Annotated in this window: 22 protein-coding genes; 12 read left to right on the top strand and 10 right to left on the bottom strand. The window is 73.9% G+C overall.

What is annotated here, in order from left to right; genetic code table 11:
- Position 1 precedes the first annotated feature (1 nt).
- From M6G08_RS04990 to M6G08_RS04960, 7 genes are read left to right on the top strand one after another with little or no spacing between them, the layout of a single operon-like run.
- A complete protein-coding gene (locus M6G08_RS04990) occupies positions 2-523 on the top strand; it encodes a cupin domain-containing protein (protein WP_073723365.1) in 522 nt (173 codons plus the stop codon).
- Positions 516-1,268, top strand: coding sequence for an SDR family oxidoreductase (locus M6G08_RS04985; RefSeq protein WP_272585970.1), 753 nt, complete (start codon positions 516-518; stop codon positions 1,266-1,268). Before M6G08_RS04990 ends, M6G08_RS04985 begins: the two co-directional genes overlap by 8 nt.
- A gap of 29 nt (positions 1,269-1,297) precedes the next feature.
- The gene (locus M6G08_RS04980) at positions 1,298-2,089 is read left to right on the top strand and encodes an SDR family oxidoreductase (RefSeq protein WP_272585969.1); all 792 of its coding nucleotides are present in this window, start codon (positions 1,298-1,300) and stop codon (positions 2,087-2,089) included.
- Between the two features lie 9 nt (positions 2,090-2,098).
- On the top strand, positions 2,099-3,730 hold the full coding sequence (locus M6G08_RS04975; RefSeq protein ID WP_272585968.1) for a thiamine pyrophosphate-binding protein: 1,632 nt from the start codon (positions 2,099-2,101) through the stop codon (positions 3,728-3,730).
- Positions 3,731-3,744: 14 nt separating this feature from the next.
- Positions 3,745-4,695 carry a PDR/VanB family oxidoreductase gene (locus tag M6G08_RS04970; RefSeq protein ID WP_272585967.1) on the top strand — a complete coding sequence of 317 codons (951 nt, stop codon included), beginning with the start codon at positions 3,745-3,747 and terminating at the stop codon, positions 4,693-4,695.
- 19 nt (positions 4,696-4,714) lie between these two features.
- Positions 4,715-4,942 (top strand): recombinase-like helix-turn-helix domain-containing protein, encoded by a 228-nt coding sequence (locus tag M6G08_RS04965; RefSeq protein ID WP_073723356.1) that lies wholly within the window; start codon positions 4,715-4,717, stop codon positions 4,940-4,942.
- Position 4,943: 1 nt separating this feature from the next.
- Positions 4,944-5,987: a Rieske 2Fe-2S domain-containing protein gene (locus tag M6G08_RS04960; RefSeq protein WP_272585966.1), complete on the top strand. Its 1,044-nt coding sequence runs from the start codon at positions 4,944-4,946 to the stop codon at positions 5,985-5,987.
- On the opposite strand, the gene M6G08_RS04955 is transcribed toward M6G08_RS04960, so the two are convergent.
- The 5 genes from M6G08_RS04955 to M6G08_RS04935 form a co-directional block, all read right to left on the bottom strand.
- Positions 5,966-6,514 (bottom strand): MarR family winged helix-turn-helix transcriptional regulator, encoded by a 549-nt coding sequence (locus M6G08_RS04955; RefSeq protein ID WP_272585965.1) that lies wholly within the window; start codon positions 6,512-6,514, stop codon positions 5,966-5,968. The two genes, M6G08_RS04960 and M6G08_RS04955, sit on opposite strands and share 22 nt — an antisense overlap.
- 574 nt (positions 6,515-7,088) lie before the next feature.
- Positions 7,089-8,456, bottom strand: a complete 1,368-nt coding sequence (locus M6G08_RS04950; RefSeq protein ID WP_272585964.1) for an AAA family ATPase — start codon at positions 8,454-8,456, stop codon at positions 7,089-7,091.
- Entirely contained in the window at positions 8,453-10,051 is a 1,599-nt protein-coding gene (locus M6G08_RS04945) for an amino acid adenylation domain-containing protein (RefSeq protein WP_272585963.1), read from the bottom strand. The genes M6G08_RS04950 and M6G08_RS04945 overlap by 4 nt, the downstream gene beginning before the upstream one ends.
- On the bottom strand, positions 10,042-11,265 hold the full coding sequence (locus M6G08_RS04940) for a hypothetical protein (RefSeq protein WP_443048738.1): 1,224 nt from the start codon (positions 11,263-11,265) through the stop codon (positions 10,042-10,044). Before M6G08_RS04940 ends, M6G08_RS04945 begins: the two co-directional genes overlap by 10 nt.
- Entirely contained in the window at positions 11,162-12,172 is a 1,011-nt protein-coding gene (locus M6G08_RS04935) for a phosphatase PAP2 family protein (protein ID WP_272585962.1), read from the bottom strand. Before M6G08_RS04935 ends, M6G08_RS04940 begins: the two co-directional genes overlap by 104 nt.
- A gap of 195 nt (positions 12,173-12,367) precedes the next feature.
- Here M6G08_RS04935 and M6G08_RS04930 point away from each other — a divergent pair, with 195 nt between their 5' ends.
- On the top strand, positions 12,368-12,964 hold the full coding sequence (locus M6G08_RS04930; protein ID WP_272585961.1) for a histidine phosphatase family protein: 597 nt from the start codon (positions 12,368-12,370) through the stop codon (positions 12,962-12,964).
- Between the two features lie 75 nt (positions 12,965-13,039).
- Here M6G08_RS04930 and M6G08_RS04925 read toward each other — a convergent pair whose 3' ends face one another.
- Positions 13,040-14,461 carry an NsdA family TPR-like regulatory protein gene (locus M6G08_RS04925; protein ID WP_272585960.1) on the bottom strand — a complete coding sequence of 474 codons (1,422 nt, stop codon included), beginning with the start codon at positions 14,459-14,461 and terminating at the stop codon, positions 13,040-13,042.
- A 298-nt stretch (positions 14,462-14,759) separates the two neighbouring features.
- On the opposite strand from M6G08_RS04925, the gene M6G08_RS04920 reads away from it, so the two are divergent.
- Positions 14,760-15,143 carry a hypothetical protein gene (locus M6G08_RS04920; protein ID WP_272585959.1) on the top strand — a complete coding sequence of 128 codons (384 nt, stop codon included), beginning with the start codon at positions 14,760-14,762 and terminating at the stop codon, positions 15,141-15,143.
- Positions 15,144-15,458: 315 nt separating this feature from the next.
- Positions 15,459-16,328 carry a spermidine synthase gene (locus M6G08_RS04915; protein ID WP_272585958.1) on the top strand — a complete coding sequence of 290 codons (870 nt, stop codon included), beginning with the start codon at positions 15,459-15,461 and terminating at the stop codon, positions 16,326-16,328.
- A gap of 40 nt (positions 16,329-16,368) precedes the next feature.
- On the opposite strand, the gene M6G08_RS04910 is transcribed toward M6G08_RS04915, so the two are convergent.
- Positions 16,369-16,941: a hypothetical protein gene (locus M6G08_RS04910; RefSeq protein WP_272585957.1), complete on the bottom strand. Its 573-nt coding sequence runs from the start codon at positions 16,939-16,941 to the stop codon at positions 16,369-16,371.
- A 119-nt stretch (positions 16,942-17,060) separates the two neighbouring features.
- Here M6G08_RS04910 and M6G08_RS04905 point away from each other — a divergent pair, with 119 nt between their 5' ends.
- Positions 17,061-17,783 (top strand): response regulator transcription factor, encoded by a 723-nt coding sequence (locus tag M6G08_RS04905; protein ID WP_272585956.1) that lies wholly within the window; start codon positions 17,061-17,063, stop codon positions 17,781-17,783.
- Positions 17,780-19,189, top strand: coding sequence for a sensor histidine kinase (locus M6G08_RS04900; RefSeq protein WP_272585955.1), 1,410 nt, complete (start codon positions 17,780-17,782; stop codon positions 19,187-19,189). The genes M6G08_RS04905 and M6G08_RS04900 overlap by 4 nt, the downstream gene beginning before the upstream one ends.
- A gap of 64 nt (positions 19,190-19,253) precedes the next feature.
- Here M6G08_RS04900 and M6G08_RS04895 read toward each other — a convergent pair whose 3' ends face one another.
- The 3 genes from M6G08_RS04895 to M6G08_RS04885 all read right to left on the bottom strand — a co-directional run bounded on the left by M6G08_RS04895 (position 19,254) and on the right by M6G08_RS04885 (position 23,823).
- On the bottom strand, positions 19,254-20,789 hold the full coding sequence (locus M6G08_RS04895) for an FG-GAP-like repeat-containing protein (protein WP_272585954.1): 1,536 nt from the start codon (positions 20,787-20,789) through the stop codon (positions 19,254-19,256).
- Positions 20,790-21,105: 316 nt separating this feature from the next.
- On the bottom strand, positions 21,106-22,551 hold the full coding sequence (locus tag M6G08_RS04890) for a GH1 family beta-glucosidase (protein WP_272585953.1): 1,446 nt from the start codon (positions 22,549-22,551) through the stop codon (positions 21,106-21,108).
- 360 nt (positions 22,552-22,911) lie between these two features.
- Positions 22,912-23,823, bottom strand: a complete 912-nt coding sequence (locus M6G08_RS04885) for a carbohydrate ABC transporter permease (protein WP_272585952.1) — start codon at positions 23,821-23,823, stop codon at positions 22,912-22,914.
- Positions 23,824-23,828: the final 5 nt, after the last annotated feature.

Here is a 23,828-nt window from a genome sequence, read left to right as displayed (position 1 = left end):
CATGCCGCTGACCACCGACGAGTACGACAACAACGGGGACCTCGCCAAGTACACCGACTCCCTGATCGCCTCCAAGGCCTCCCGCGAGCCGGACTGGGGCACCCTCTCCTTCCAGGAGAAGGCGGGTCCGCAGTACAAGCGGGCGCAGATCCGCTACGTCGGTTCCGGCGCCACCGGCAACCACGAGAACGACGGCCGCATCCTCCCCTCCGGCGGCTTCACCTTCTCCAACATGCTGCTGCCGCCCGGCGCCGAGGGACCCGCCCACACCCACCACGACGTGGAGGAGGCCTTCTTCGTCCTGGAGGGCGAGGTCCGCGTCGGCATCCACCGCGGCCCCGACGAGGCCGAGTACCGCACCCTCGGCTACCGCGACATGATCGTGGTGCCGGCCGGCGTGACCCGCTCGCTGAAGAACGAGGGCGACACCGACGCGCTGTTCTGCGTGATCATCGGCACGCAGAAGCCGCAGGTGCCGACCTACCCCGAGTACTCCCCGCTGTACGGCGTCACCCGTGACTGACCCGGCCACCGGGCGCCGCACGGTCGTCGTGACCGGCGCGGGCCGTGGCCTGGGGGAGGCCATGGCCCGCCGGGCGGCGGCCGACGGGTACCGGGTCGTCGTCGCCGAGCTGAACGAGGAGTGGGGCTCCCGTACGGCAGCGGAGATCCGGGAGTCCGGCGGCGCGGCGGAGTTCGTACCGCTGGACGTCGCCGACCCGGCCTCCGTCGAGGCGCTGGCCGCCCGGGTCGCACCCGGCGGCCCGGTGTACGGGCTGGTCAACAACGCGGCCCTCGCCAACGGCGTGGGCGGCCGGGAGTTCCAGGACATCGACGTCGAGACCTGGGACCGGCTGATGACCGTCAACGCGCGTGGCCCCTGGCTCGTCGCCAAGCACCTGCTGCCCCTGATGCCCGGCCCGGGCCGGATCGTCAACATCGCCTCCGACGCGGCCCTCTACGGCTCCCCGCGCCTCGCGCACTACATCGCCTCCAAGGGCGCCGTCATCGCCCTGACCCGGGCGATGGCCCGCGAACTGGGGGAGCGCGGCATCACCGTCAACGCGGTGGCGCCGGGTCTCACCGAGGTCGAGGCGACCGAGACCGTACCGGCCGAGCGGCACGCCCTCTACGCGGCGAACCGCGCCATCGCCCGGCCCCAGCGGCCCGACGACCTGGTGGGGCTCGTCTCCCACCTCCTGGGCGAGGAGTCCCGCTACCTGACCGGCCAGGTGATCGCCGTCAACGGCGGCTTCACCATGCACTGAACCACCCTCCCCAGCGTCTAGGAGTACTCATGGATCTCGGCCTCGCCGACCGCACCGTCCTGGTCACCGGCGGCAGCTCCGGCGTCGGCCTGGCCACGGTCCGCGCCCTGCTCGCGGAAGGCGCCCGCGTCGCGACCTGCGGGCGGGACGCCGACCGGCTCGCCAAGGCCGTCGCGGGTCTCGGCGCCGGCACCGACCGGCTGTACACCGGCGTCTGCGACGTCCGGGACGCCGACGCCGTACGGGACTTCACCGAGCGCGCCGCCGCGTGCCTCGGCGGACGGCTCGACGGGCTCGTCAACAACGCCGGACAGTCCCGCATGAAGACCCTCGACGAGACGACCGGGGACGACTGGCGCGACGAGCTGGAGCTGAAGTTCGCGGGCGTCCTCAACCCCCTCGCCGCCGCCCGCGCCCACCTCCGCGCCTCCGACGCCGCCGCCGTCGTCAACGTCAACGCCGTCCTCGCCAAGCAGCCCGAGACCCGGCTGATCACCACGAGCGCCGCCCGCGCCGGCATCCTCAACCTCTCCACCTCCCTGGCCCGCGAACTCGCCCCCGAGGGCATCCGCGTCAACTCCGTCTGCCTCGGCCTGGTCGACACCGGCCAGTGGACCCGCCGCCACGCCGCGGCGGACAGCGGGCTGACGTACGAGGAGTGGCAGGCGGAGATCGCCGCCGACCGGGGCATCGCGCTGGGGCGGCTCGGCCGCGCCGAGGAGGTCGCCTACGCGATCGTCTCGCTGCTCTCCCCGCGCGCCTCCTACATCACCGGAACCAGCATCGACGTCTGCGGCGGAGTCGGCCGCGGCATCCTCTGAGGAGTACGCATGCGTTACGACCACGGTGGCGGACTCCTCGCCGCCCACCTCAAGTCCCTCGGCGTCGACACCGTGTTCGGCATCGTGTCGGTGCACAACCTGCCGCTGGTGGAGGCCGTCGAGGCCGACCCGGAACTGCGGTTCGTGCCGGTGCGGCACGAGGCGAGCGCCGTCAACGCCGCCGACGCCTACGGCCGGGCCCGCGGCTCCATCGGCTGCGCCCTCACCTCGACCGGCACCGGCGCGGGCAACGCGGCCGGGTCCCTGATCGAGGCCCTGTCGTCCGGGACGTCGGTGCTGCACATCACCGGGCAGGTCGAGTCGGCGTACCTGGGCAGCGGGCGCGGTTTCATCCACGAGACCAAGGACCAGCTCGGCATGCTCGCCGCGGTCTCCACGTACGCCGCGACCGTCACGTCCGAGCGGGACGCCGGCCGCATCCTGCGCGAGGCCTCCGCCGCCGCACTCGCCGCGCCGGGCGGGCCCGCGAGCGTGGAGTGGCCGATCGACCTGCAGTACGCGGTCCAGGAGGACGACGGCGAGAGCGCACCCGCCGTCGAGGTTCCGGTGCCGGACGCCCCCGCGCTGGCCGGCGCACGCGACCTGCTCGCCACCGCCCGGCGCCCGCTGATCTGGGCCGGCGGCGGCGCCAACACCGCCCGCGACCAGCTACTCGCCCTGCTGGAGGCGACCGGCGCCGGTCTGCTCACCTCCAACTCCGGCCGGGGCTCCGTACCCGAGGACCACGACCAGGTCATCGGCAACTTCGCCACCACGCCCGCCGCCCGCGCCCTCCTCGCGGACGCCGACGTCCTGGTCACCGTCGGCACCCACTTCCGCTCCAACGAGACCGCCGACTACGGCCTCCGGCTCCCCGAGGCGCACATTCAGATCGACGTCGACGCCGCCGCCCTCGGCCGTGTGTACCCTGCCCGTCACGGTCTCCACGGTGACGCCGCGGCCGTCCTGCCGCGCCTCACGGAGGCCGCCGTACCGGCCGACACCGAGTGGACGGACCGGGTCCGGCAGGTGCGGGAGCAGGTGCGGGCCGCCCTGCACGACGGCATCGGCCCGCAGGCCGCGATCTGCGATGCCCTCGCCGCCGCCCTGCCGCGCGGCGCGGTCGTCGCGCGGGACGTGACCATCCCCTCGTCGGCCTGGGGCAACCGGCTCCTGCCCATCCACGATCCGCGGGCCAACGTCTTCCCGCGCGGCGGCGGCATCGGCCAGGGCCTCGCCATGGGCATCGGCGCCGCCCTCGCCCGCCCCGACGAGCCCACCGTCGTCATCGCCGGGGACGGCGGACTCGCCGTCCACCTCGGCGAACTGCTCACCCTCGCCCAGGAACGGCCCCGGCTGACGCTCATCGTCTTCAACGACGGCGGGTACGGCGTGCTGCGCAACATGCAGGCCACCTACACCGAACGCCGCTCCGGCGTCGACCTGTTCACGCCCGACTTCGCCCAGCTCGCCGCCGCCTGCTCCCTCCCGTACGCGCGGATCGGCGACGCGAGCGACGCCGCGAAGGTGATCGACGCGGCCGTCGCCTCCGACGGGCCGACCCTCGTCGAGGTCGACCTGGCCGCGCTCGGCCCGATGAAGAACCCGTTCACCCCGCCCGTCAAGATCCCCGCCCGGTAGGGAGGCCCGCCGACATGAACGCCACCGAAGAGCAGGAACTGGACCTCCTCGTCCACCGCACCACCTGGGAGGCGGACGGAGTCCTCTCCGTCGAACTGGTCCACCCGGACGGCAAACCGCTGCCCGCCTGGACACCGGGCGCCCACCTGGACCTGCACGTGGGCGGCCACGTACGCCAGTACAGCCTGTGCGGCGACCCGGAGGAGACGGGTGTGTACCGGCTCGGCATCCTCAACGAGCCGGCGTCACGGGGCGGTTCGCGCCACGTGCACACCAAGGTGCGGCCCGGCCAGACTGTGCGGGTGGTCGGGCCGCGCAACCACTTCGCCCTCGAACCGGCCGCCTCCTACCTCTTCGTCGCCGGCGGCATCGGCATCACGCCGATCCTGGCGATGGCCCGCCGCGCCGAACGGGACGGCATCCCGTACCGGCTGGTCCACGGCGGCCGTACCCGCGCCTCGATGGCCTTCGGCGGCGAACTCGCCGCGCTCGGCGGCGGCGAGGTGACCCTCGTACCTCAGGACGAGCAGGGCCACATCGACGTGGCGGGCGTCCTCGCGGACCTTCCGCCCGATGCGCTCGTGTACTGCTGCGGTCCCGAGCCGCTGCTGAAGGCCGTCGAGGAGGCGGCACCTCAAGGGCGGCTGCGCACCGAGCGCTTCGCCGCCCCGGCCACCACACGCCACGACGGCGACGACAGCGCCTTCGAGGTCGAATGCCGTACGTCGGGCGTCACCCTGAACGTCGGCCCCGGCACCTCCATCCTGGAGGCCGCCGAGAACGCGGGCCTCGCCGTCGCCTCCTCCTGCCGGGACGGCATCTGCGGCTCCTGCGAGACCCACGTCCTGGCCGGCACCCCCGACCACCGCGACTTCCTGCTCAGCGACGCCGAACGCGCCACCGGCGAGACGATGATGATCTGCGTCTCGCGCTGCGCCTCGGACCGCCTCGTCCTGAACCTCTGACCACCTACGGAGAAACACCGTGCCCGAGACCCCCTGGCCGTACCTGGCCCCCCACCAGACCCGCGACCACGAGCCCACCCCGTACGAAATCAAGCTCGCGCGCACCCTCGAGGACATCTTCACCAAGGACGGTCACGAACTGCCCGACGTGATCGACGGCCTCAACTCCCGCCAACTGCGCACCCCCACGGGCGAGCCCTGGACCGAGGAGTCCTTCCGCGCCGAGATGCACCGCCTGGGAGCCTGACATGACGACCCACTCCACCACTCTCTCCACCCGCGACACCGCCGACCACATCTACGCCCACGGCCTGCGCAACCAGTGGCACCCCGTCGTACCGTCGAGCTTCGTCGAGCCCGGCGGCATGCGCAGGGTGACCGCCCTCGGCGAGAACTGGCTGCTCTTCCGCAAGTCCGACGGAGGCCTCTCCATGCTCGCCGACCGCTGCCCCCACCGCGGCGCGCCCCTCTCCCTCGGCAAGCACCTCGGCGACCGGGTCGCCTGCTGGTACCACGGCGTCGAGATCGACGGCGGCGGCACGGTCACCTCCGTCCCCGGCCTGCCCGGCTGCAACCTGGAGGGCAAGACCCTCGTCACCTCGCTGCCCGTCCGCGAGGTCGGCGGCGCGATCCTCGCCTACTTCGGCGACGAGGAGCACCCGGAGCCGGTGGAACTGACCCTCCCCGAGCCGCTCGCCGACGACGAGATCTCCGCCTTCCTCTGCTACGCCGAGTGGAACGTGCCGTGGCGGTTCGCCATGGAGAATCTGCTCGACCCGATGCACGGCGCGTTCCTGCACTCCGAGTCGCACACGATGTTCGCCGGTGACACGTCCGCGAAGTTCCGCATCCGGGAGACCGAGCGGGGCTACTTCTTCGAGAAGACCGACCAGCGGGGCGTCAACTTCGACTGGGTCGAGCTGTGCCACACCGGCGTCGACTGGGTGGACCTGTCCATCCCCTACCCGCCGTCGGCCGGCCCCGGGGGCCCCTTCGGCATCGTCGGCATGGCCTGCCCCGTCGACGCGGGCCGCACCGGCGTCTTCTTCTGGCGCTACCGCAAGGTGAGCGACTGGCAGCGCGACACCTGGCGGTTCCTCTACAAGACCCTCATCGAGGCCCGCCACTGGGAGGTCCTGGAGCAGGACCGGGTCATCCTCGAAGCCATGCCCGCCGACGCCGACCAGCGGGAGAACCTCTACCAGCACGACCTGGGCGTGGTCCGCCTGCGCCGCCTCTACCAGGCCCAGGCCGGCCGGCAGTCGAAGGCTCAGCCGGTCTCGGCGCGCTGAGCCGGGAGATCGTCGGAATCCACGATGGACCGCTCCAGCTTCCCCAGCAGCCGACCCAGCTGACGGCGCTCGGCGGGTGAGAGCCCGTCGAGCATCCGGCGCTCGTTCTCCAGGTGCTCGGCGAACACCTCGTCCACCTTCGCCAGCCCGGCCTCGGTGAGCCGCGAGTACACCACGCGCCGGTCACCGGCGTCGCGCTCGCGCACCAGCAGACCGTCCTTCTCCAGCCGGTCCAGCCGCAGGGTCACCCCGGCCGAGGAGATCAGCCCGGAGTCCGCGAGCTGCCCGGCGGTCAGCCGGTACGGGGCGCCGGCCCGGCGCAGCGCGGTGAGCACGTCGAACCCGGCGACGGACACGCCGTGCTCGTCGAGCCGCGAGGTCATCCGCGACTGGTACTGCAGGTACGACCGGTGCAGCCGGGCCAGCACCTCCAACGGCGACGTGTCCAGTTCGGGCCGCTCCCGCGCCCAGTCCTCGACGATCCCCGCAACGGCGTCCGGCCGCTTCGCCGCCCTGCCCTGAGCCATGTCTTCCCCTCGCGGCATGTGTTCGGTGTTGAAATCTTAGTCCTAAGGGAAACGACGCCTCCGGGGGGCAGGCCCGCCAGGGCACCCGGTGCTCCGCGAGGTGTGCCGGCACCGCGTGGTTCGCCTCCCAGCCGTCCGGGCTGTGTCCATCGGCCGCCTCCGGCGGCGTGCCGGACTCCGTCCGGCGGGTGAGGCGGCGTCGCGCTGGTCGCCTGCCGGGCAGGGGTCCGGTCGGGTCACGGCCGCCAGGGCACCCGGTGCTCCGCGAGGTGTGCCGGCACCGCGTGGTTCGCCTCCCAGCCGTCCGGGCTGTGTCCATCGGCCGCCTCCGGCGGCGTGCCGGACTCCGTCCGGCGGGTGAGGTGGCGTCGCGCTGGTCGCCTGCCGGGCAGGGGTCCGGTCGGGTCACGGCCGCCAGGGCACCCGGTGCTCCGCGAGGTGTGCCGGCACCGCGTGGTTCGCCTCCCAGCCGTCCGGGCTGTGTCCATCGGCCGCCTCCGGCGGCGTGCCGGACTCCGTCCGGCGGGTGAGGCGGCGTCGCGCTGGTCGCCTGCCGGGCAGGGGTCCGGTCGGGTCACGGCCGCCAGGGCACCCGGTGCTCCGCCAGGTGCGCCAGCACCGCGTGGTTCGCCTCCCACCCGTCCGGGAACTTCACCAGCGTGCCCAGCTGGACCGGCTCCGTGGACGGGTAGTCGTCCAGCAGCTCGCCGACCCCTTCCCGGCACACCACGACGCACGCGTGCCGGTGCCGGGAGGTCAGGACGCACAAGCGGCCGGTCTCCAGGTGGAAGGCGGTGGCGTCGGGGCGGCCCGAGAGCGGGTGCAGGACGACCGTCACGTCGTACTCGCGGCCCTGCAGCCGGTTCGCCGTGTCGACGGTCACCTCGGTCACCCCGAGGCCGGCCAGCGCCGCCCGCACCGCCGCCGCCTGGTCGCGGTGCGCCGTGCCGACGGCGACGCGGTCGGCGGTCAGGGGAACGGGGTCCAACGCGCGTTCGGACGTCGCCGCGCCCTCCCGGTCGAGGAGCCGCCGGACCACCTCCGCCACCGCCCGCACCGCCTCCGGGTCGGTGCGCGGCGTGTGCCGCGCGGGCAGCTCCAGCAGGCCCCAGCCCGAGCGGGCGGCCTCGTCGATCACCCGGTCGGTGCCCGAGCCGTCCGAGGGCACGGAGAAGGCGAGACTCCGGTCACCGTGACCGGTGCCGCTGCGGAACGGCGTGTACGGGTAGAACGCGTCGGAGACCAGCGGCGCCGCCGACGCCGGGAGCCGCCACGACACCGGCAGCCGGTGCTGCGGCAGGGCCGGATTGTGGGCCAGCAGCGTCGTCACGGCCGAGGCGGACGGGTCGTGGGACAGGCCCGCCCACTGCTCACCGCCGACCGTCGCGAACGGGTCGAGCTGACCGGGATCGCCCACGAACAGTGCCCGCTCGAACAGCCCGGCGACCGCCAGCAGCGAGTCGGAGCGCATCTGGTACGCCTCGTCGACGATCGCGTGCCGCCACGGCTCGTCAACCTTGACGTGCGCCCACTTCGCCGCCGTCGACAGCACGACGGCCAGCCCGGCGAGATCGGCGGCCTTCGCCGACTTGCGTACGTTGTCCAGGCCGTCGAGCGCCTTGTCGTACGGGTCGGCGTCACTGCTGTGCAGGCGGCCCACCGGCAGGTCCGGGTTCTTCTCGGCGAGGCGCAGGACGAGGTCGTCGACCTGGGCGTTGGTCTGCGCGACCACCATCAGCGGGCGGCCCGCCTCCGCCAGCTCCAGCGCGGCCCGTACGACGAGCGTGGACTTGCCGGCGCCGGGCGGGGAGTCGACGACGACGCCGCGCTCGGTGCCGTGCAGCGTGTCGTGGAGGATCGCGGCGGTCGCGCGGGCGGCCTCGGCGCCCGGGTCGAAGGCCGGGGCGGCGGCGGGGACGACGGGGGCGGTGTCGGTGGTCACAGGAGGTCCTCCTCCGTCTGGGCGTCCGCGGCTTCCGGCACCGCGGCCGCCTCGCCGGGCGGCCCGCCGTGCGTCCACGGGGTCTGTTCCGGGTCGGGCAGCTTCGCCCCGCCCCGCTGCTCGTGCTCGAAGAGCGTGAAGCAGACCCGGTCGCCCTTCTCCGGCACCGAACCGGCCTCGGGCTCCCTGCCCCGCCCCATCTTGTCCACGACACGCAGCACGAGAACCCCCTCCTCCGGCTGCTCGACGAACTCGGCCGCCTGCGGCTTGCCGCCCAGCGACCGGTAGACCTTCACGCGCTCGCCCAGGTGCGGCCGGTCGTCCGTGCGGACCGTCACCAGCGGGCGCGGGCTCGGCCGCCTGCTCTCGCTGTACGCCATCACGACGTCGGTGACCTCCCCCGCGAACGCCTCCCCGGCCAGCCGCCGCCCGGCCATCACCAGCGGATCGTCCAGGGCCTCCTGGGCCTCCAGCCGGGCCTGCTCCCGCTCCCGCGTGGCGAGCTTGCTGGCCGCGGTCACCGCGTCGTCGCGGCGCGGCTGCGGGGGTTCGCCGGACAGGACGCGGTCGCGGTGGGAGGTGAAGGACCAGCGGTCGCGGGTCCAGCGGTCCTCGACATGCGCGCCGGCCGGCAGCTCCCGCAGCAGGTCCAGGCCCCGCCACACCGCGTCCCAGGTGGGCCGCGTGCGGCTCTCGACGAGCGCGCGGATCTCCCGCTCGGCGGCGGTGAGCGCACCGAGCCGGTCGTCGGCCTCCACCCCGTCCTCGGCTGCGGCGAAGGCGGTGCGGGCCCGGTCGTAGCGCTCGATGGCGGGCGCGAGCAGCTTGTTGTCGAAGGCCGGGTCGGTGGCCGGGCCCGCGGGCGGGCACAGCAACTGGCCGTCGGCGTCGCGGGCCAGCTCGGCCCGGCGGGCCGCCTCCGCGCCGGCCGCGCCCGCCCCGTCCGGGGCGATCCAGGCGAGCAGCGCGCCCAGGTGCTGGTCCTCCAGCGTGGACTGGCCGGTCGCCCAGTGCCGGCCCAGCAGGTCGGTCATGGCGAGGAGCAGGGACGAGCCGGGGACCCGGGCCCGCTCGCCGTAGTGGGTCAGCCAGCGGCCGAGCAGCGGCACCCTCGGCGGTGCGGGGTGCGGCGTCTGAGGGTCCTGCTCCGCCGTCCGCCGGAACCGCATCGACCGGCCCAGCAGCCGCACGAAGTCGACGCCCGCGAGGGACGGCACGATCAGCTGCGCGGCGTCCGCGCACAGGTCGACCTCGACCTTGACCCGCTTGCCCGTCTCCGGGTCGGTCTCGGTGCGCTCGGCGGCCTCGACGCTGTCCGCGTACGCCTCGACGTGCGGCAGCACGATGCCGGCCAGCTCGGCGAGGAACGCGAACCGCAGGTCGCGGTCGCGGGGCTGCGCCACGACCAGCAGGTGCGGCGCGTCCCGGTCGGTGCCGACCAGGGCGCCGAGCGGGGCACCGGCCTCACCGGCGGTGGTCAGCGGCACGAAGACCAGCGGGCGGTCGGACAGGTGCCGGTGCCGGACGGTGGCGGCGGGCTGGGCGCGGCCGGTGCGCACGGCCTCCAGCCGGGCGAGCGTGGTGATCAGCGACACGGGGCCCCCTCTCGCGTCCCGGGGGCGGCCGCCGCGAGGGCCTCCGACCGCAGCTCCGCCGCCCTGCGCAGCGCGGCCACCGCCGGGTCGTCCGGGTCACCGGCCTCGCCGCGGGCCGCCGCCAGCACCTCCCCGACCGTCGACAGACCGCCCAGCTCCGCCCGCACCGGGCGGCCCAGCGACGTCACCGCGCCGGCCTCGCGGGACCGGGCACGGCAGTGGAAGGCCAGCTCGCAGGCGGACAGGCACTCGGGCGCGTACGTCGCCGGGACCGCCTCCACGGCGGCCGTCAGCTCCTCGGCCGGCAGCTCGGGGGAGAAGCAGACACCCTCGGGGAGCGTGTCCGCGATGTCCTCGATGCGGGTCAGCCGGGCCAGCTGCCGGTCGGTGACCGCGCGCTGCTTGCGCACGTCGACGGCGGAGGCGGTGGGCAGGTTGGAGAAGTCCTTCGGGCAGACCAGCAGGACGCGGTGGCGCACGTGCGGGGCGGGGTCCAGCCGGGCGGCGACCCGCTCCAGGGCCAGCACGTACACCGCGGCCTGCCGCGCGGCGGCGCCCACCTTCGCCGGATCCGCGGAGCCGTCCAGCATGGGGAAGGACTTGATCTCCACGACCGTCCAGCTGCCGTCCGGATGCACCACCACGGCGTCCGGCTCCAGGAAGGCGGGGGAGCCGGCGACGTCCAGGGCGAGCATCGGGTGGTCGAGGAGCGTCCACGCGCCGGGGCGGCCGGGCGTGCCGACGGAACCGGCGGTGGCCTCCCGCAGGGCCAGCGCCGTGCGGGCGGCGCGGCCCTCGGGGCCGGTCGCGGACAGGTCGGGCACGTGCGCGCCGGCGGGCGGCTCGGCGCCCCGGTCGAGCTTCTCGTGCACCAGCCGCAGCAACTCGGCGCCGCCGTCCGCCTTGACCCGCGCCTCGAAGGCGTTGCCGCGCGTGAACGCGAACTGCGACTGCCCGAAGACCGACGGCGAGCCCAGCGCGCTCGCCAGCGAGGCCTTGTCCACCCCGGCACCGTCGAGGATCGCCCGCCGCCGGCACCCCGGGTTGGCGGCGAGGGCGGCCAGCGCCCGTGCGTCCAGCGCCTTGGCCGGTACGTCCGGGCCGCGCAGCTCAGCGAGCCGGTGCCGGAGTCTCGTCCCCCGCGTCCGAGGGGGAGGGGTCCGGCTCGGCTCCTCGCGCCGGCCGCTGCTCGCGCTGCCGTGGAAATCGCTCACCCGCGGAAGTCTGGCATCCACCACTGACAATCGGGGAACCCGCACCCTCGGTGACCGGTGCGTCGGCAGAGCCGGGCGCGTCGGGCGCGGCCGCCGAGCCGGCCGCGGTGCGCGTCGCGAAGCGTGCCGCGAGCAGGGCCCGCGCCCGGTCCGAGGTCCGCATCACGAACGGCGTCAGCAGCAGCCCCGCGCCCATAACGGCGGCGCCCGCGACCGCGTCGAGGAAGTAGTGGTTGGCGGTGCCCATCACCACGATCGTGGTCACCAGCGGATAGACGACGCCGGCCACCTTCGCCGCGCGCGTGCCGCCGTGGCGCCACAGCATCACCCCGCACCACAGCGACCAGCCCACGTGCAGGCTCGGCATGGCCGCGTACTGGTTGGTCATCCCGCCCAGACCGCGCGGCGCGCTCGCCTCGCCGCCCCACCAGCCGTACGAGCTGTACTGGGCCATCGTGTCGACGAACCCGTGGCTCGCCTCCAGCAGCCGGGGCGGGCAGGTCGGCAGGAGCGTGAAGCCGATGAGACCGATGAACGTGGACGTCATCAGCCAGGTCCGGGCGGCCCGGTAGCGCACCGCGCGGGAGCGGAAGAGCCAGACCAGGAGCACCGGGGTGACCAGGTAGTGCAGTGACGCGTACCAGAAGTCCGCCGGGACGCCGATCCAGGGCTCGCTGGTGAAGAGGCGGTTGAGCGGGTGCTCCGCGTTGAGGTGCAGCGCCTTCTCTATGCGCAGGATGGCCAGGCCGTGGTCGACCGCGTCGGAGACGTCGCCCCGCACGAGGAGGCGGCCCGCGGAGTAGCAGGCGTAGACCAGGAGGATGAGCGGCAGCTCGGTCCACCAGCGCAGCCGAGTTTTCGGGATCGCCGGGGTCGCCTCGGTGCCCGGTGCCTCGGTGTGCGGCAATCCGATCGCCCTCCCCCTTCGTTCTCGCTTGCGCCTCGTTGACACGGACGTGCCACTCTACGGCCTGGGCGCGCCTGCTTCACGGAGCGCCCTCGGCCCTGATAGACGCGGGCGTCGCCCCCCGGGTTGCCCGTGCGGAGCGTGCGCGATGATGGAGGAGTCCGCTCAGACATTTCTCCCGGAAAGGCCCCCTTCATGGCACCGCGCATCCTGCTGGCCCGGCACGGACAGACCGAGTGGTCGCTGTCCGGCAAGCACACCGGCAGGACCGATGTGCCGCTCCTCGAAGAGGGCCGGCGCGGCGCGAAACTGCTCGGCGAGCGGCTGCACCGGGCCCCGCTGGAGGGACTGCCCGGCGTCGAGGTGCGCACCAGTCCGCTCTCCCGCGCGCGTGAGACCTGCGAACTCGCCGGCTTCGGCGAGCGCGCCGAGACCTGGGACACGCTGATGGAGTGGGACTACGGGGCGTACGAGGGCATGACGCCGGCCGAGATCCAGGCCGTCCGGCCCGGCTGGCTGATCTGGCGGGACGGGGTGCCGCGGGGGGAGAGCCTCGCGGACGTCACCGCGCGCGCGGACGAGGTCGTCGCCTGGGCGCGGGAGGCGGACCGGGACGTCCTGGTCTTCGCCCACGGGCACATCCTGCGGTCGATCGGCGCGCGGTGGCTGGGCCTGCCGCTGGACTTCGCGGCCCGGATACGGCTGAACCCGACGTCGCTGTCGGTGCTGGGGTGGGCGTACGGGGAACCGGCTCTGGAGAGCTGGAACGACTTGGGGCACCTGGCGGGCTGAGCGGCCGGACGCGGCGGCACCCCGCGACGCCGGGCTGCGACACCCACCGTCCGCCCGCACCGGATCAGGCCGCGCTCACGCGGACCGTGGCAGCGTTCCGTGGCGGTCGAGGAAGGCCGACACGCCCGACGCCCGCCGGTGCGGGAGCAGCACCCGGGCCGTGCCCGCCAGCATCGTGTGGATGCGGGAGGACTGGACCTCGCCCAGGAGGTCCAGGACCCGCAGCCCCGCCCCGGCCGCCTCGTCGGGACGGCCGCCGCGGGCCAGGTCGTCGGCCAGTTCCGCCGAGTACAGCGCGAGGTTCCGGGTGAAGTGCGGGTCCTGCAGCCCGGCCGCCCGGCGTGCGTGCCGGGCCGCCCGGGGCCAGTCGCCCAGGGTCGACCAGCACTGGGCCTCCAGGCCTTCCAGTTCCGCCTCGCCGTAGAAGCTCATCCACTCCGGGTCGGCGTCCGAGGGGCCCCGCCCGAACAGCGCCTGCGCCCGGGCCAGCGCCTGCTCGCAGCCCACCCGGTCGGCGAGCCCCGCCCAGCCGCCCGCCTCGCGCAGCGCCAGCAGCGACAGCAGCCGGGCCGATCCCAGCGGGCGGGCGGCGCGCTGGGCGGCCTGGGCCGCCCGGACCGCCTCGCGCGGACGCCCGGCGTCACGGGCCAGGAACGCCATGTTGCAGAAGGCGTGCGCCTCCAGCGCGGGATCGCCGGTCATGCGTGAGGTGGCGAGGGCCTCGGCGTAGTGGGAGCGCGCGTCGTCGAAGCGCCCGGAGTCGTGCGCCAGCCAGCCCACGGAGATCGCCAGTTCCCCCGCGCCCGCGTACAGCCGGTCCGCCGTCGCCTGCCGGGTCGCGCCGGCGTCCAGCAGCGCGTACGCCGTGCGCAGCGGCGCCGCCGCGCGCCGGTAGAGGCCGTCCGCGCCGTGCCGGTCGTCGAGCAGCCTGATCCGGCGGACGGCTTCTTCCAGAGCGCCCGCGTGACCCGCCCCGGCCCTGTGCGGGGGGCGTCCGGCCGCCGCGGCTTCGTGGGCGAGCCCCAGGGGGCCCAGCGAGGCGGCGGCCACCGTGGCACCGCTCGTCATGAATGCGCGACGCAGCACGTCGCTCTCCTCGTTGTTGTCGTGCGTGTCGTACGGGTACTGCCGGTCCTGCGTGTCGAGTGCCTCCTGCGTGTCGTACGGCTCCCGCGCCCCCCGCGTCTCACTCGTGGCGCGCGTCCGGCGTCCGCGTACCGACGAGCGGGGCGCGAACCCCAGGTCGGTGAGCGTGCGGCCGGGGAACATGTGCAGGAACACCCGCTCGTACGCGTAGTTGGGGCAGCGGATCTCGCCCGCCTCGACCCGCCCGACGTAGCGCGCGTCACAGCTGACCCGTTCGCCGATCTCGCGCGCGGCACGGCGCACCGCCGCCGCGAACTCGGCCGGGGAGTGCTTCCCGCGCAGCCGCCGGAAGGCGAGGTTGGGCCGCGATGGCCGGTCGGGCCGGTCGGAAGTCACCGTTGACGACGCCATGGCCGGGTCCTCTCGTGCGAACCGTCGAACCATGCCGGGGCGACGGGCGACGCGCGGTCGTTCCTCCGTTCGTCGGCCCTGTTCCCGGCGAGCAAGAACGTACCGGCTGTGACGGAACGGCTACGCGGTGTTTGGCTACAAACCGGATATCTCATCCACGATCTGCCATGAAGTGCCATCCTTTGCGGCTGACTTGTGCCGTAGCCGTTGACGTTCCGCCGCGTTGAACCAGGTGGACCGGGAGGCCCCCGACTCCCGACCCGCTCGTCCAAGGAGGAGTTCCGTGGTGGAGGCCGGGATGGATACCAGACGGGTCAGCGACCCCGCCTGCGATGCCTGCGACGTCGTCACCGTGCCGACCCGGCAGGGCCTGGAGGCGGTCGACATCCTCAGGCGGGGCACCGGTGACGGGGTGGGCCCCGTGATCCACGACGACGGCTGCGACACCCTGGGCTTCCTGGTGCCCTCTGGCACGGCCGCCGCCTGGGACGTACCCGGCAGCACCTGTACGGAGACGGACGGCCGTGGGCTGCGTCTCGCCCCGGCCCCGGAGCCTCCGGTGGAGGGCTCGGACTGGCTGCTGCCGCCCGGGGAGGCGGACCTGGCCACCGACCCCGTCGTACTGCGGGCCGCGCTGGGTGAGGCGGCCCGTTTGATCGAGGCCGCGGACAGCTGCCGCTGACCGGGACCGACGACAGCCCCCGCCGGTCGCCACTGGGTCCGGCGTGCGGCCTGCGGACGGTGAACGGCGGCCGGCGGCCGGCGGACACGGACTGGCCGGGCGCACGGACGACTCACCGCGGGGGCGATGTCCGCCGACGCGGACACGGCACGCGGTACGCGGTACGCGGTACGCACGACGGTCGCCGACGCGGACGTGGCCCGGCGCCCGGACGACGCCGTGCGTACGGCATGACCGTGACCGGACGACGCCGTGCGTACGGCATGACCGTGACCGGACGACGGCCCGTTCCCGGCGTCGTCCGATAATGGGCCGATGGGAAGGTCCAGGAACACCCGCCGCGGGCGCGCGGCCGTCGAAGCCGTCGTCGAGGACGTCGACGGCGGGCGCGCCGAACTCGTCCCCGACCGGGAGCGGCCCCGGGCCTGGACGCTGCTGATCGACGGCGCCCCGCAGTCGCACGTCGACCTCGACGACCCGGCGCACCTGTCCTTCGAGTACCAGCGCCGTATCGGCCACGTCATCGACCTGGCCGCCCCGCCCGGCAGACCAGTGCACGCCGTGCACCTCGGCGGCGGCGCGTTCACCCTCGCCCGCTACGTCGCCGCCACCCGCCCCCGCTCCACCCAGCAGGTCGTCGAGCGCGACGCCGGTCTCGTCCAGCTGGTCCGCCGCGAGCTGCCCCTCGACCCCGGCGCCCGGATCCGGGTGCGCTCCACCGACGCCCGCGCCGGGCTGGCCAAGGTGCCCGACGGCTGGGCGGACCTGGTCGTCGCGGACGTGTTCGGCGGGGCCCGCACACCGGCCCACCTGACGTCCGCCGAGTTCCTCGACGAGGTCCGGCGCGCGCTGGCGCCCGGCGGGGTCTACGTCGCCAACATCGCCGACGGTCCGCCGCTCACGCACCTGCGCGGCCAGATCGCCACCGCCGCCGCCCGCTTCCCCGAACTCGCCCTCGTCGCCGACCCGGCCGTACTGCGCGGCAGACGCTTCGGCAACGCGGTCCTCGTCGCCGCCGACCACCCGCTGCCGGTCGCCGAACTCACCCGGCGGGCCGCCTCCGACCCGCATACCGCGCGCGTGGAACACGGCCGCGCGCTGAGGGACTTCACCGGCGGCGCCGCACCCGTGACGGACGCGGCGGCGGTGGACTCGCCCGCCCCGCCGGACTCCGTGTTCAAGTGAAATGGCCCAACCGGCCCAACCGGCGCCGGAAGTCCGCCCCTCAGTAGCCGCCGATCTCCACCCGCGGCGGCCCATCGTGCCACGTGCAGAAGACCGACACCCTGTCCGCGCCCGACGTGAACTGCACCCGGATCCACGACTCCGTCTTCCACACCTGCATCGACCAGCCCGCCCCCGGCGTCGCCGACACCAGGGACGCGGACGACGCACCGAGGTCGAAGACCGCGCGGCCCCCGTCGGTGTCGTAGCTCCTGACCCGGCCGGACGCCGCGGGCGCGGGGCTCGTCGGGCCCTCGGGCGGCGTGGCGGCCGGCGCGGTCCGCGACGGGGCGGGGCCGGGCTCTCGGGGCGTTCCGCTCGGCGTCGGCGACGCGCTGCCCGACGGCGAGGGCGACGGCCGGCTGGTGGACGACGCCAGGGACTCCCCGCCGTCACCCTCGCCGTCGGCATCCTCCTCGTCCCGGACGCTCGCGTCCGCCGCCGTGATGGGCAGCGCGCGGGGAGCGTCGTAGGCCGTGCCCGCCATCACCGTGTGGACGCCCCACCACGACAGGGTGACCGCGGCGCCGGTGGCGAGCAGCCAGGCGATCACGTGGACGAGTCCTCTGCGCATCGCGGCCATACTGCCTCACCCGCCCCACGCGTGTCGCGCGAACGTGCTGTGACGCGGGCCCGGGCGGAGTTGTCCACAGGCCCGCACCGGGCTTCTCCGCATGGCGTACGGTGCCGCCCATGGCAAGTGTGCTCGTGGTCGAGGACGACCAGTTCGTACGCTCGGCGCTCATCCGGCATCTGACCGACGCCTCGCACACCGTGCGCAGCGTCGGTACGGCACTGGAGGCGCTGCGCGAGGTCGCCCATTTCCGCTTCGACGTGGTGATCCTGGACCTCGGACTGCCCGACCTGGACGGCTCCGAGGCGCTGAAGATGCTGCGCGGCATCACCGACGTGCCCGTGATCGTGGCCACCGCCCGGGACGACGAGGCGGAGATCGTACGGCTGTTGAACGCCGGCGCGGACGACTACCTCACCAAGCCGTTCTCCGTGGAGCACCTGTCGGCCCGGATGGCGGCCGTACTGCGCCGGGCCCGGTCGGGTCCCGCGGAGGCGGCGCCGGAGACCGTGCTCCGGGTCGGCGGGCTCACCGTCGACCCCCTGCGCCGGCAGGCCGAGTTGGACGGCGCCCGGCTCGACCTGACCCGCCGGGAGTTCGACCTGCTCGCCTTCCTGGCCGGACGGCCGGGAGTCGTCGTCCCGCGCAAGGAGTTGCTCGCCGAGGTCTGGCAGCAGTCCTACGGCGACGACCAGACCATCGACGTCCATCTGTCCTGGCTGCGGCGCAAGCTGGGCGAGACGGCGGCCCGGCCCCGCTATCTGCACACCCTGCGCGGTGTCGGCGTGAAGCTGGAGCCGCCCGCCGTCCCGTCTCCCGGTGCGGAGCAGCCGCCACGATGAGATGGGCCCTGGTCAAGGTGTCGCTGGCGGTCACCGCGATGGTCGTGGTCGCCTTCGCGGTCCCGCTCGGCCTGGTCATCCGCGAGATGGCCCGGGACCGCGCCTTCTCCAACGCCGAGCGCGAGGCCGCCGCCGTCGCCCCCGCGCTGTCCATCACCACCGACCGCGACCAGCTGGAGCGCGTCGTCGCCTCCGCGGGGTCCGACGCCGGAATGGCCGTGCACATACCGGGACTCGACGCGCGGACCGGAGCCACCGACATCGGCCGGCAGCGCGCCACCGACCAGGACATCGCCGCCGTGCGCGAGATGGGCCGCGCCTCCACCACGGAGGTCGAGGGCGGTTCCACCCTGCTCCAGCCGGTCGCGCTCAGCTCCGGCGAGATCGCCGTCGTCGAGGTGTACGTCCCCGAGTCCGAGGTCACCAACGGCGTCGGCACGGCCTGGGCGGTGCTGGCCGCCGTCGGCGCCGCCCTGATCGTCGGTTCGGTCGCGGTCGCCGACCGGCTGGGCGTACGGATGGTGCAGCCCGCTCAGCGCCTGGTCGAGGGCGCGCACGAACTGGGGGAGGGGAAGCTGGGCGCGCGGGTGCCGGAGGAGGGTCCGAACGAACTGCGGCTCGCGGCCGTCGCGTTCAACTCCATGGCCGACCAGGTGGTGCAACTGCTGGCCAACGAACGGGAGCTGGCCGCCGACCTGTCCCACCGCCTGCGCACTCCGCTGACCGTGCTGCGGCTCAACGCGGCCTCGCTGGGCGACGGGCCGGCCGCCGACCAGACCCGGGCCGCCGTCGAGCAGTTGGAGCGCGAGGTCGACACGATCATCCGCACCGCCCGGGACGCCAAGCCGCAGACGGCCGCGGCCGGTCCCGGCGCCGGGTGCGACGCGGCGGAAGTGGTCCGGGAGCGGATGGCCTTCTGGTCCGCGCTCGCCGAGGACGAGGGCCGCAAGTGGCGGGTGGCCGGCGCCGACCGGCCGGTGCGGATTCCCGTGGCCCGGGCCGACCTGGCCGCCTCCCTGGACGCCCTGCTCGGCAACGTCTTCCGGCACACCGCCGAGGGCACGGCCTTCGCGGTCGACCTGCACAACGGCGAGGACGCGGTGATCGTCCTCGTGTCGGACGCGGGCCCCGGCATATCCGACCCGCAGGGGGCGATGGCCCGCGGCCGGGGTTCGGGCAGCGACGGGTCGACCGGCCTCGGCCTGGACATCGTGCGCCGGCTGGCGGAGTCGACCGGCGGCGACGTACGGATCGGCTCCTCCGTGCTGGGCGGCACCGAGGTACGGATCTGGATCCAGCTGGACGGGCGGGCGGCGCCGGAGCGCCAGCGCGGACACCGGGGAAGCGTGCGGCGCCGCCGCGGTCCCCGGCTGATCTCCTCCTGCAATCGGCCCGCGAACAAATAGGACGCGGCCGTTCGCGAACAGGCTGTGTTCGCGAACGGCCGTGTGCCGTGAGGACGGGATCCTGTCAGAGCGTGATCATGACCTTGCCACTGTCCCAGTAGTTGCCGTGGTTGGTGCGGACCGCGACTTCGCCGTCCTTGGTGTGGACGAACAAGTCGGCCTTGCCGTCGCCGGTGGCGTCACCGAACATGAGGGTGCCCATGTCGCTGCCGTCGATGAAGCGGCCCCAGCCGGTGGACCAGTGGGTGCCACTGTCCCAGTAGGTGCCGTGGTTGGTGCGGACGGCGATGTTGCCGTCGCTGGTGTGGACGATCAGGTCGGCCTTGCCGTCGCCGTTGACATCCTCGAAGTACAGCCGCCCCATGTCCTTCCACGTCACGAAGCGGCCCCAGCCGGTGGACCAGTGGGTGCCACTGTCCCAGTAGGTGCCGCGGTTGGTGCGCACGGCGATGTTGCCGTCGCTGGTGTGGACGATCAGGTCGGCCTTGCGGTCGCCGTTGACATCCTCGAAGTACAGCCGGCCCATGTCGCTGCCGTCGATGAAGCGGCCCCAGCCGCCGGACCAGTGGGTGCCCTGGTCCCAGTACGTGCCGTGGTTGGTGCGGACCTCGATGTTGCCGTCGTTGGTGTGGACGATCATGTCGGCCTTGCGGTCGCCGTTGACGTCGGCGAAGTACAGCCGGCCCAGGTCCTTCCACGTCACGAAGCGGCCCCAGCCACCGGACATGACCCGGCCCGGGGCGAAGGAGTCACCCTGGTTGCGGTGGACGACGATGTCGCCGTTCGAGCGGAGGACGACCAGGTCGGCCTTGCCGTCGCCGTCGATGTCGGCCGAGTGGCTCCGGTCGCGGTTGCGGACGTCGGTCACCCAGCCCGCGAGGCCGTCGGCCCTGGCGTCCACCGCGCCGGTCCGGGTCTCGGTCTCGGCCTGGCCGAAGCACCCGCCCTGCCAGGAGCGGCTGTGGACGGCCGTCAGCTCCACCCCGCTGTCCGTGCCGCGCAGGGCCGGGCCACCGGTGTCGCCCTTGCAGACGGAGACGCCGTCCTGTCCGGTCAGGGCCACGGTGGTGGCGGTGGCGGAGTCCACCCGGAACTCACCGGTGTGCGGCTGGTTGGGGACCCACTCGGTGCGGGTCCGCCCGAATCCGGCGCCGAGCAGGGTCTCGCCCGCCACGGGGGCGTCGGCGGCCAGCTTCACCGGCTGGACCGTGGTGACGGGCTCGGCGAGCCGGGCCATGGCCACGTCCCGGTCGTCGCGCGGGACCACCTCGACTATCTCGAGGGTCTTGCCGCCCAGGGTCGCCGTGGACTTGAGCGCGGGCTTGCCGGGCTTGACCGCGGCGCCCGGAGTGGAGGCGAAGCAGCTGGTGGCGGTCAGCAGCCACTGCTGGTGCACCAGCGCGGCCGAGCAGCCGCGCATGGTGTCGCCCTCGCCGATGACGAGCCGGGCGGTGAAAGCGTGGTCACCTGTGGCCGCCGGCTCGCCGGACACCGCCTGAGCGGCCGGCGCCGCGGTGAGCAGGCCGGCGGCGGCCGCCAGGGCGACGCCGGCGGTCAGGGCGCCGCGAGCCCGCCGGGTGCGGATTCCTCTGTGGGACAACGACAACGTACTTCCTTCCTCGGGTGATCACATCACGGTCCCGCGATGGTCCGCCGTGGGCTTCACGGGGTCGAGGAAGGCAGGCTTCGCGGTGAAGTCGGCGTCGCCATGACGGGCCGAAGTGATCGTACACAGGGTGCTCTAATCCCCTGCACGGTCCGGTCGTTGAAGCCACACACTCTCATCAGGAAAAGTGCCGCCATGTCAGACGGTCTGACGCCGGAGAGCGCGGACGTCGCACCCGCCCGAGTGCGGGTGCGACGTGAGCCGGGTCGCGGTGTTCATCCAGTCGGAGGGCCTCGGCCGCCCCCCGGGACTATTCGGCCGCGGCCGACTCCACCGGCGGCAGCGCCCCCGTGCGGGCCGCCCGCCCGTACCACAGGGCGCTCGACTTGGGCGTGCGCCGCTGGGAGACGTAGTCGACGTACACCGCGCCGAACCGCTTCTCGTAGCCGTACGCCCACTCGAAGTTGTCCAGCAGGGACCACAGGTAGTAGCCGCGCACGTCGGCGCCGTCCGCGATGGCCCGGCGGACGGCCCGGAGGTGGCCGTCCAGGTAGGCGACCCGCTCGGGGTCGTGCACCGAGCCGTCGGCGCCGGGCTTGTCGTCGTAGGCGGCGCCGTTCTCGCTGATGTACAGCGGCAGGCCCGGCGCCTCCCGGTGGTAGCGCATGATCAGCTCGTGCAGGCCGGTCGGGTCGACGCTCCAGCCCATCTCCGTACGCTCACCCGGCGGCTGGTGGAACGCCACGTCGTCCGCGGCGGGCCAGGGGGAGTGGTCGCTCTCGCCGTGGCCGTCGGCGCGCGGGGCGCGCGAGTCGGCGTCGGCGGCCGAGACGACGGTGGGCGTGTAGTAGTTGAGGCAGACGGCGTCGAGGGGCTGGCGGATCTGCCCCAGGTCGCCGTCCTGGACGAACGACCAGTCGGTGACCGGGGCCGTCGCCTCCAGCAGGGTCCGCGGGTAGGCGCCGTGCAGGATCGGGCCGTGGAAGATGCCGCCGGACAGGTCGTCGATCTTCTGCGCGGCCGCCAGGTCCGCCGGGCTCTGCGACAGCGGCCGGACCACGGACGTGTTGAGGCTGATCGCCACCGAGTTGCGGGCCGGCATCACCGAACGCAGGGCCACGGTGCCCAGGCCGTGCGCCAGGTTCTGGTGGTGCGCGGCGCGCAGCGCGGCCGCCGGGTCGGTGCGGCCCGGGGCGTGCACGCCGGAGGCGTAGCCGAGGAAGGCGGCGCACCACGGCTCGTTGAGCGTGATCCACTGCTCCACGCGGTCGCCGAGCGCCTCGCCGACGATCTGCGCGTACTCGGCGAACCGGTACGCCGTGTCCCGCTCGGGCCAGCCGCCCGCGTCCTCCAGCTCCTGCGGCAGGTCCCAGTGGTAGAGGGTGACGGCCGGCTTGATCCCGGCCGCCAGCAGTTCGTCCACCAGGCGGCGGTAGAAGTCCAGGCCACGCTGGACGGCGGGGCCGCGGCCGGTCGGCTGCACCCGGGGCCAGGAGATGGAGAAGCGGTAGGCGCCGAGCCCCAGCTCCTTCATCAGCGCCACGTCGTCGCGGTAGCGGTGGTAGTGGTCGACAGCGATGTCACCGGTGTCGCCGCCGGCCGTCTTCCCCGGGGTGTGGCTGAAGGTGTCCCAGATCGAGGGCGTGCGGCCGTCCTCCCGCACCGCTCCCTCGATCTGGTACGCCGAGGTCGCGGCGCCCCAGAGGAAGGCAGGGGGGAAGGTCACCGGGGTCACCGGCGTTGCGGACTCAAGCATGGAAGCGCTCCCATAGAGGGGTCGTGGCCTGCCGCCCGGGTCGTGGGAGACCGACGGGCGGATGGTGGAAGACCGACGGGCGGGTCGTGGAAGACCGGCAGGCGGTCGTGGAAGACCGACGGGTAGGAAGTACGAGGGGGGAAGGCGGGGCCGGGACGGCTGTGGCCCGGCCCCTGGGACGGTGTCAGCCCTTGGCGGACGGACGGGTGTCAGCCTTTGGCGGACGGACGGGTGTCAGCCTTTGGCGGACGGACGGGTGTCAGCCTTTGGCGGACGGACGGGTGTCAGCCTTTGGCGGACGGACGGGTGTCAGCCTTTGGCGGACGGACGGGTGTCAGCCCTTGACGGACCGGACGGGTGTCAGCCCTTGACGGCGCCCTGCATGATGCCGCCCACGATCTGCTTGCCGAAGATCGCGAAGACCAGCAGCAGGGGCAGGGTGCCGAGCAGCGCACCGCCCATGATCAGGGCCTGGTCCGGGGTGAAGCCGCGGCCGAGGCCCGCCACCGCCACCTGCACGGTCGGGTTGCCGTTCTGTGTCAGCACGAGGAACGGCCAGAGGAAGTCGTTCCACACCTGCACGAAGATCAGCATGCCGAGGACGGCCATCGCGGGCCGGGCCGCCGGGAACACCACGTGCCACACCACGCGCCAGCTGCTCGCGCCGTCCACGCGGGCGGCCTCGATGATCTCGTCCGGCAGCGCCTGCAACAGGTACTGGCGCATGAAGAACACACCGAACGCGCTGACCAGCGACGGGAAGATCACCGCCTGGAGCTGGTCGGTCCAGTCCAGCTTGGCCACCATCATGTACAGCGGGATGATGCTCAGCTGCGGCGGGATCATCATCGTGCCGACCACGATCAGCATCAGCGCGTTGCGGCCCCGGAACTTCAGCTTGGCGAAGGCGAAGCCGGCGATCGTCGACAGGAAGACGACGGTCACCGCCGAGATGCCCGCCACGATCGTGGTGTTGAGGATCGCCTCGCCCATGTTGGCGTCGGTCCAGGCGATCTCGATCTTGTCGAAGAGGTTGCCGCCGAACCAGAACGGCGGCGGCGTCTGCGCCAGGCGCTGGTTGTCGCGGGAGGCGGCGATCGCCGTCCACACCAGCGGGAACAGCGAGCCGACGGTGAACAGGGCGAGGATGATGTACGCGACGGGACCGGCGTGCATCTGCCCGCCGGCCCGGGCCGACTTGGGTCCGTGGCGGCCCCGTCGGGGCGGCTCGGGCACCGGCTCGGCCGGGGGTTTGGTCAGGGTCGTCGTCACGGCCG

Source organism: Streptomyces sp. M92, assembly GCF_028473745.1.
In the GTDB taxonomy this organism is placed as follows: domain Bacteria; phylum Actinomycetota; class Actinomycetes; order Streptomycetales; family Streptomycetaceae; genus Streptomyces.
Note: the sequence above shows the minus strand (reverse complement) of the source record. Positions and strands in the feature narration are given on the sequence as shown.

Coding starts and splice junctions, on each gene's coding strand:
- M6G08_RS04990 (WP_073723365.1), top strand. CDS start 2: ATGCCGCTGACCACCGACGAGTACGACAACAACGGGGACCTCGCCAAG.
- M6G08_RS04980 (WP_272585969.1), top strand. CDS start 1,298: ATGGATCTCGGCCTCGCCGACCGCACCGTCCTGGTCACCGGCGGCAGC.
- M6G08_RS04975 (WP_272585968.1), top strand. CDS start 2,099: ATGCGTTACGACCACGGTGGCGGACTCCTCGCCGCCCACCTCAAGTCC.
- M6G08_RS04970 (WP_272585967.1), top strand. CDS start 3,745: ATGAACGCCACCGAAGAGCAGGAACTGGACCTCCTCGTCCACCGCACC.
- M6G08_RS04960 (WP_272585966.1), top strand. CDS start 4,944: ATGACGACCCACTCCACCACTCTCTCCACCCGCGACACCGCCGACCAC.
- M6G08_RS04955 (WP_272585965.1), bottom strand. CDS start 6,514: ATGGCTCAGGGCAGGGCGGCGAAGCGGCCGGACGCCGTTGCGGGGATC.
- M6G08_RS04930 (WP_272585961.1), top strand. CDS start 12,368: ATGGCACCGCGCATCCTGCTGGCCCGGCACGGACAGACCGAGTGGTCG.
- M6G08_RS04925 (WP_272585960.1), bottom strand. CDS start 14,461: ATGGCGTCGTCAACGGTGACTTCCGACCGGCCCGACCGGCCATCGCGG.
- M6G08_RS04920 (WP_272585959.1), top strand. CDS start 14,760: ATGGATACCAGACGGGTCAGCGACCCCGCCTGCGATGCCTGCGACGTC.
- M6G08_RS04915 (WP_272585958.1), top strand. CDS start 15,459: ATGGGAAGGTCCAGGAACACCCGCCGCGGGCGCGCGGCCGTCGAAGCC.
- M6G08_RS04910 (WP_272585957.1), bottom strand. CDS start 16,941: ATGCGCAGAGGACTCGTCCACGTGATCGCCTGGCTGCTCGCCACCGGC.
- M6G08_RS04905 (WP_272585956.1), top strand. CDS start 17,061: ATGGCAAGTGTGCTCGTGGTCGAGGACGACCAGTTCGTACGCTCGGCG.
- M6G08_RS04900 (WP_272585955.1), top strand. CDS start 17,780: ATGAGATGGGCCCTGGTCAAGGTGTCGCTGGCGGTCACCGCGATGGTC.
- M6G08_RS04890 (WP_272585953.1), bottom strand. CDS start 22,551: ATGCTTGAGTCCGCAACGCCGGTGACCCCGGTGACCTTCCCCCCTGCC.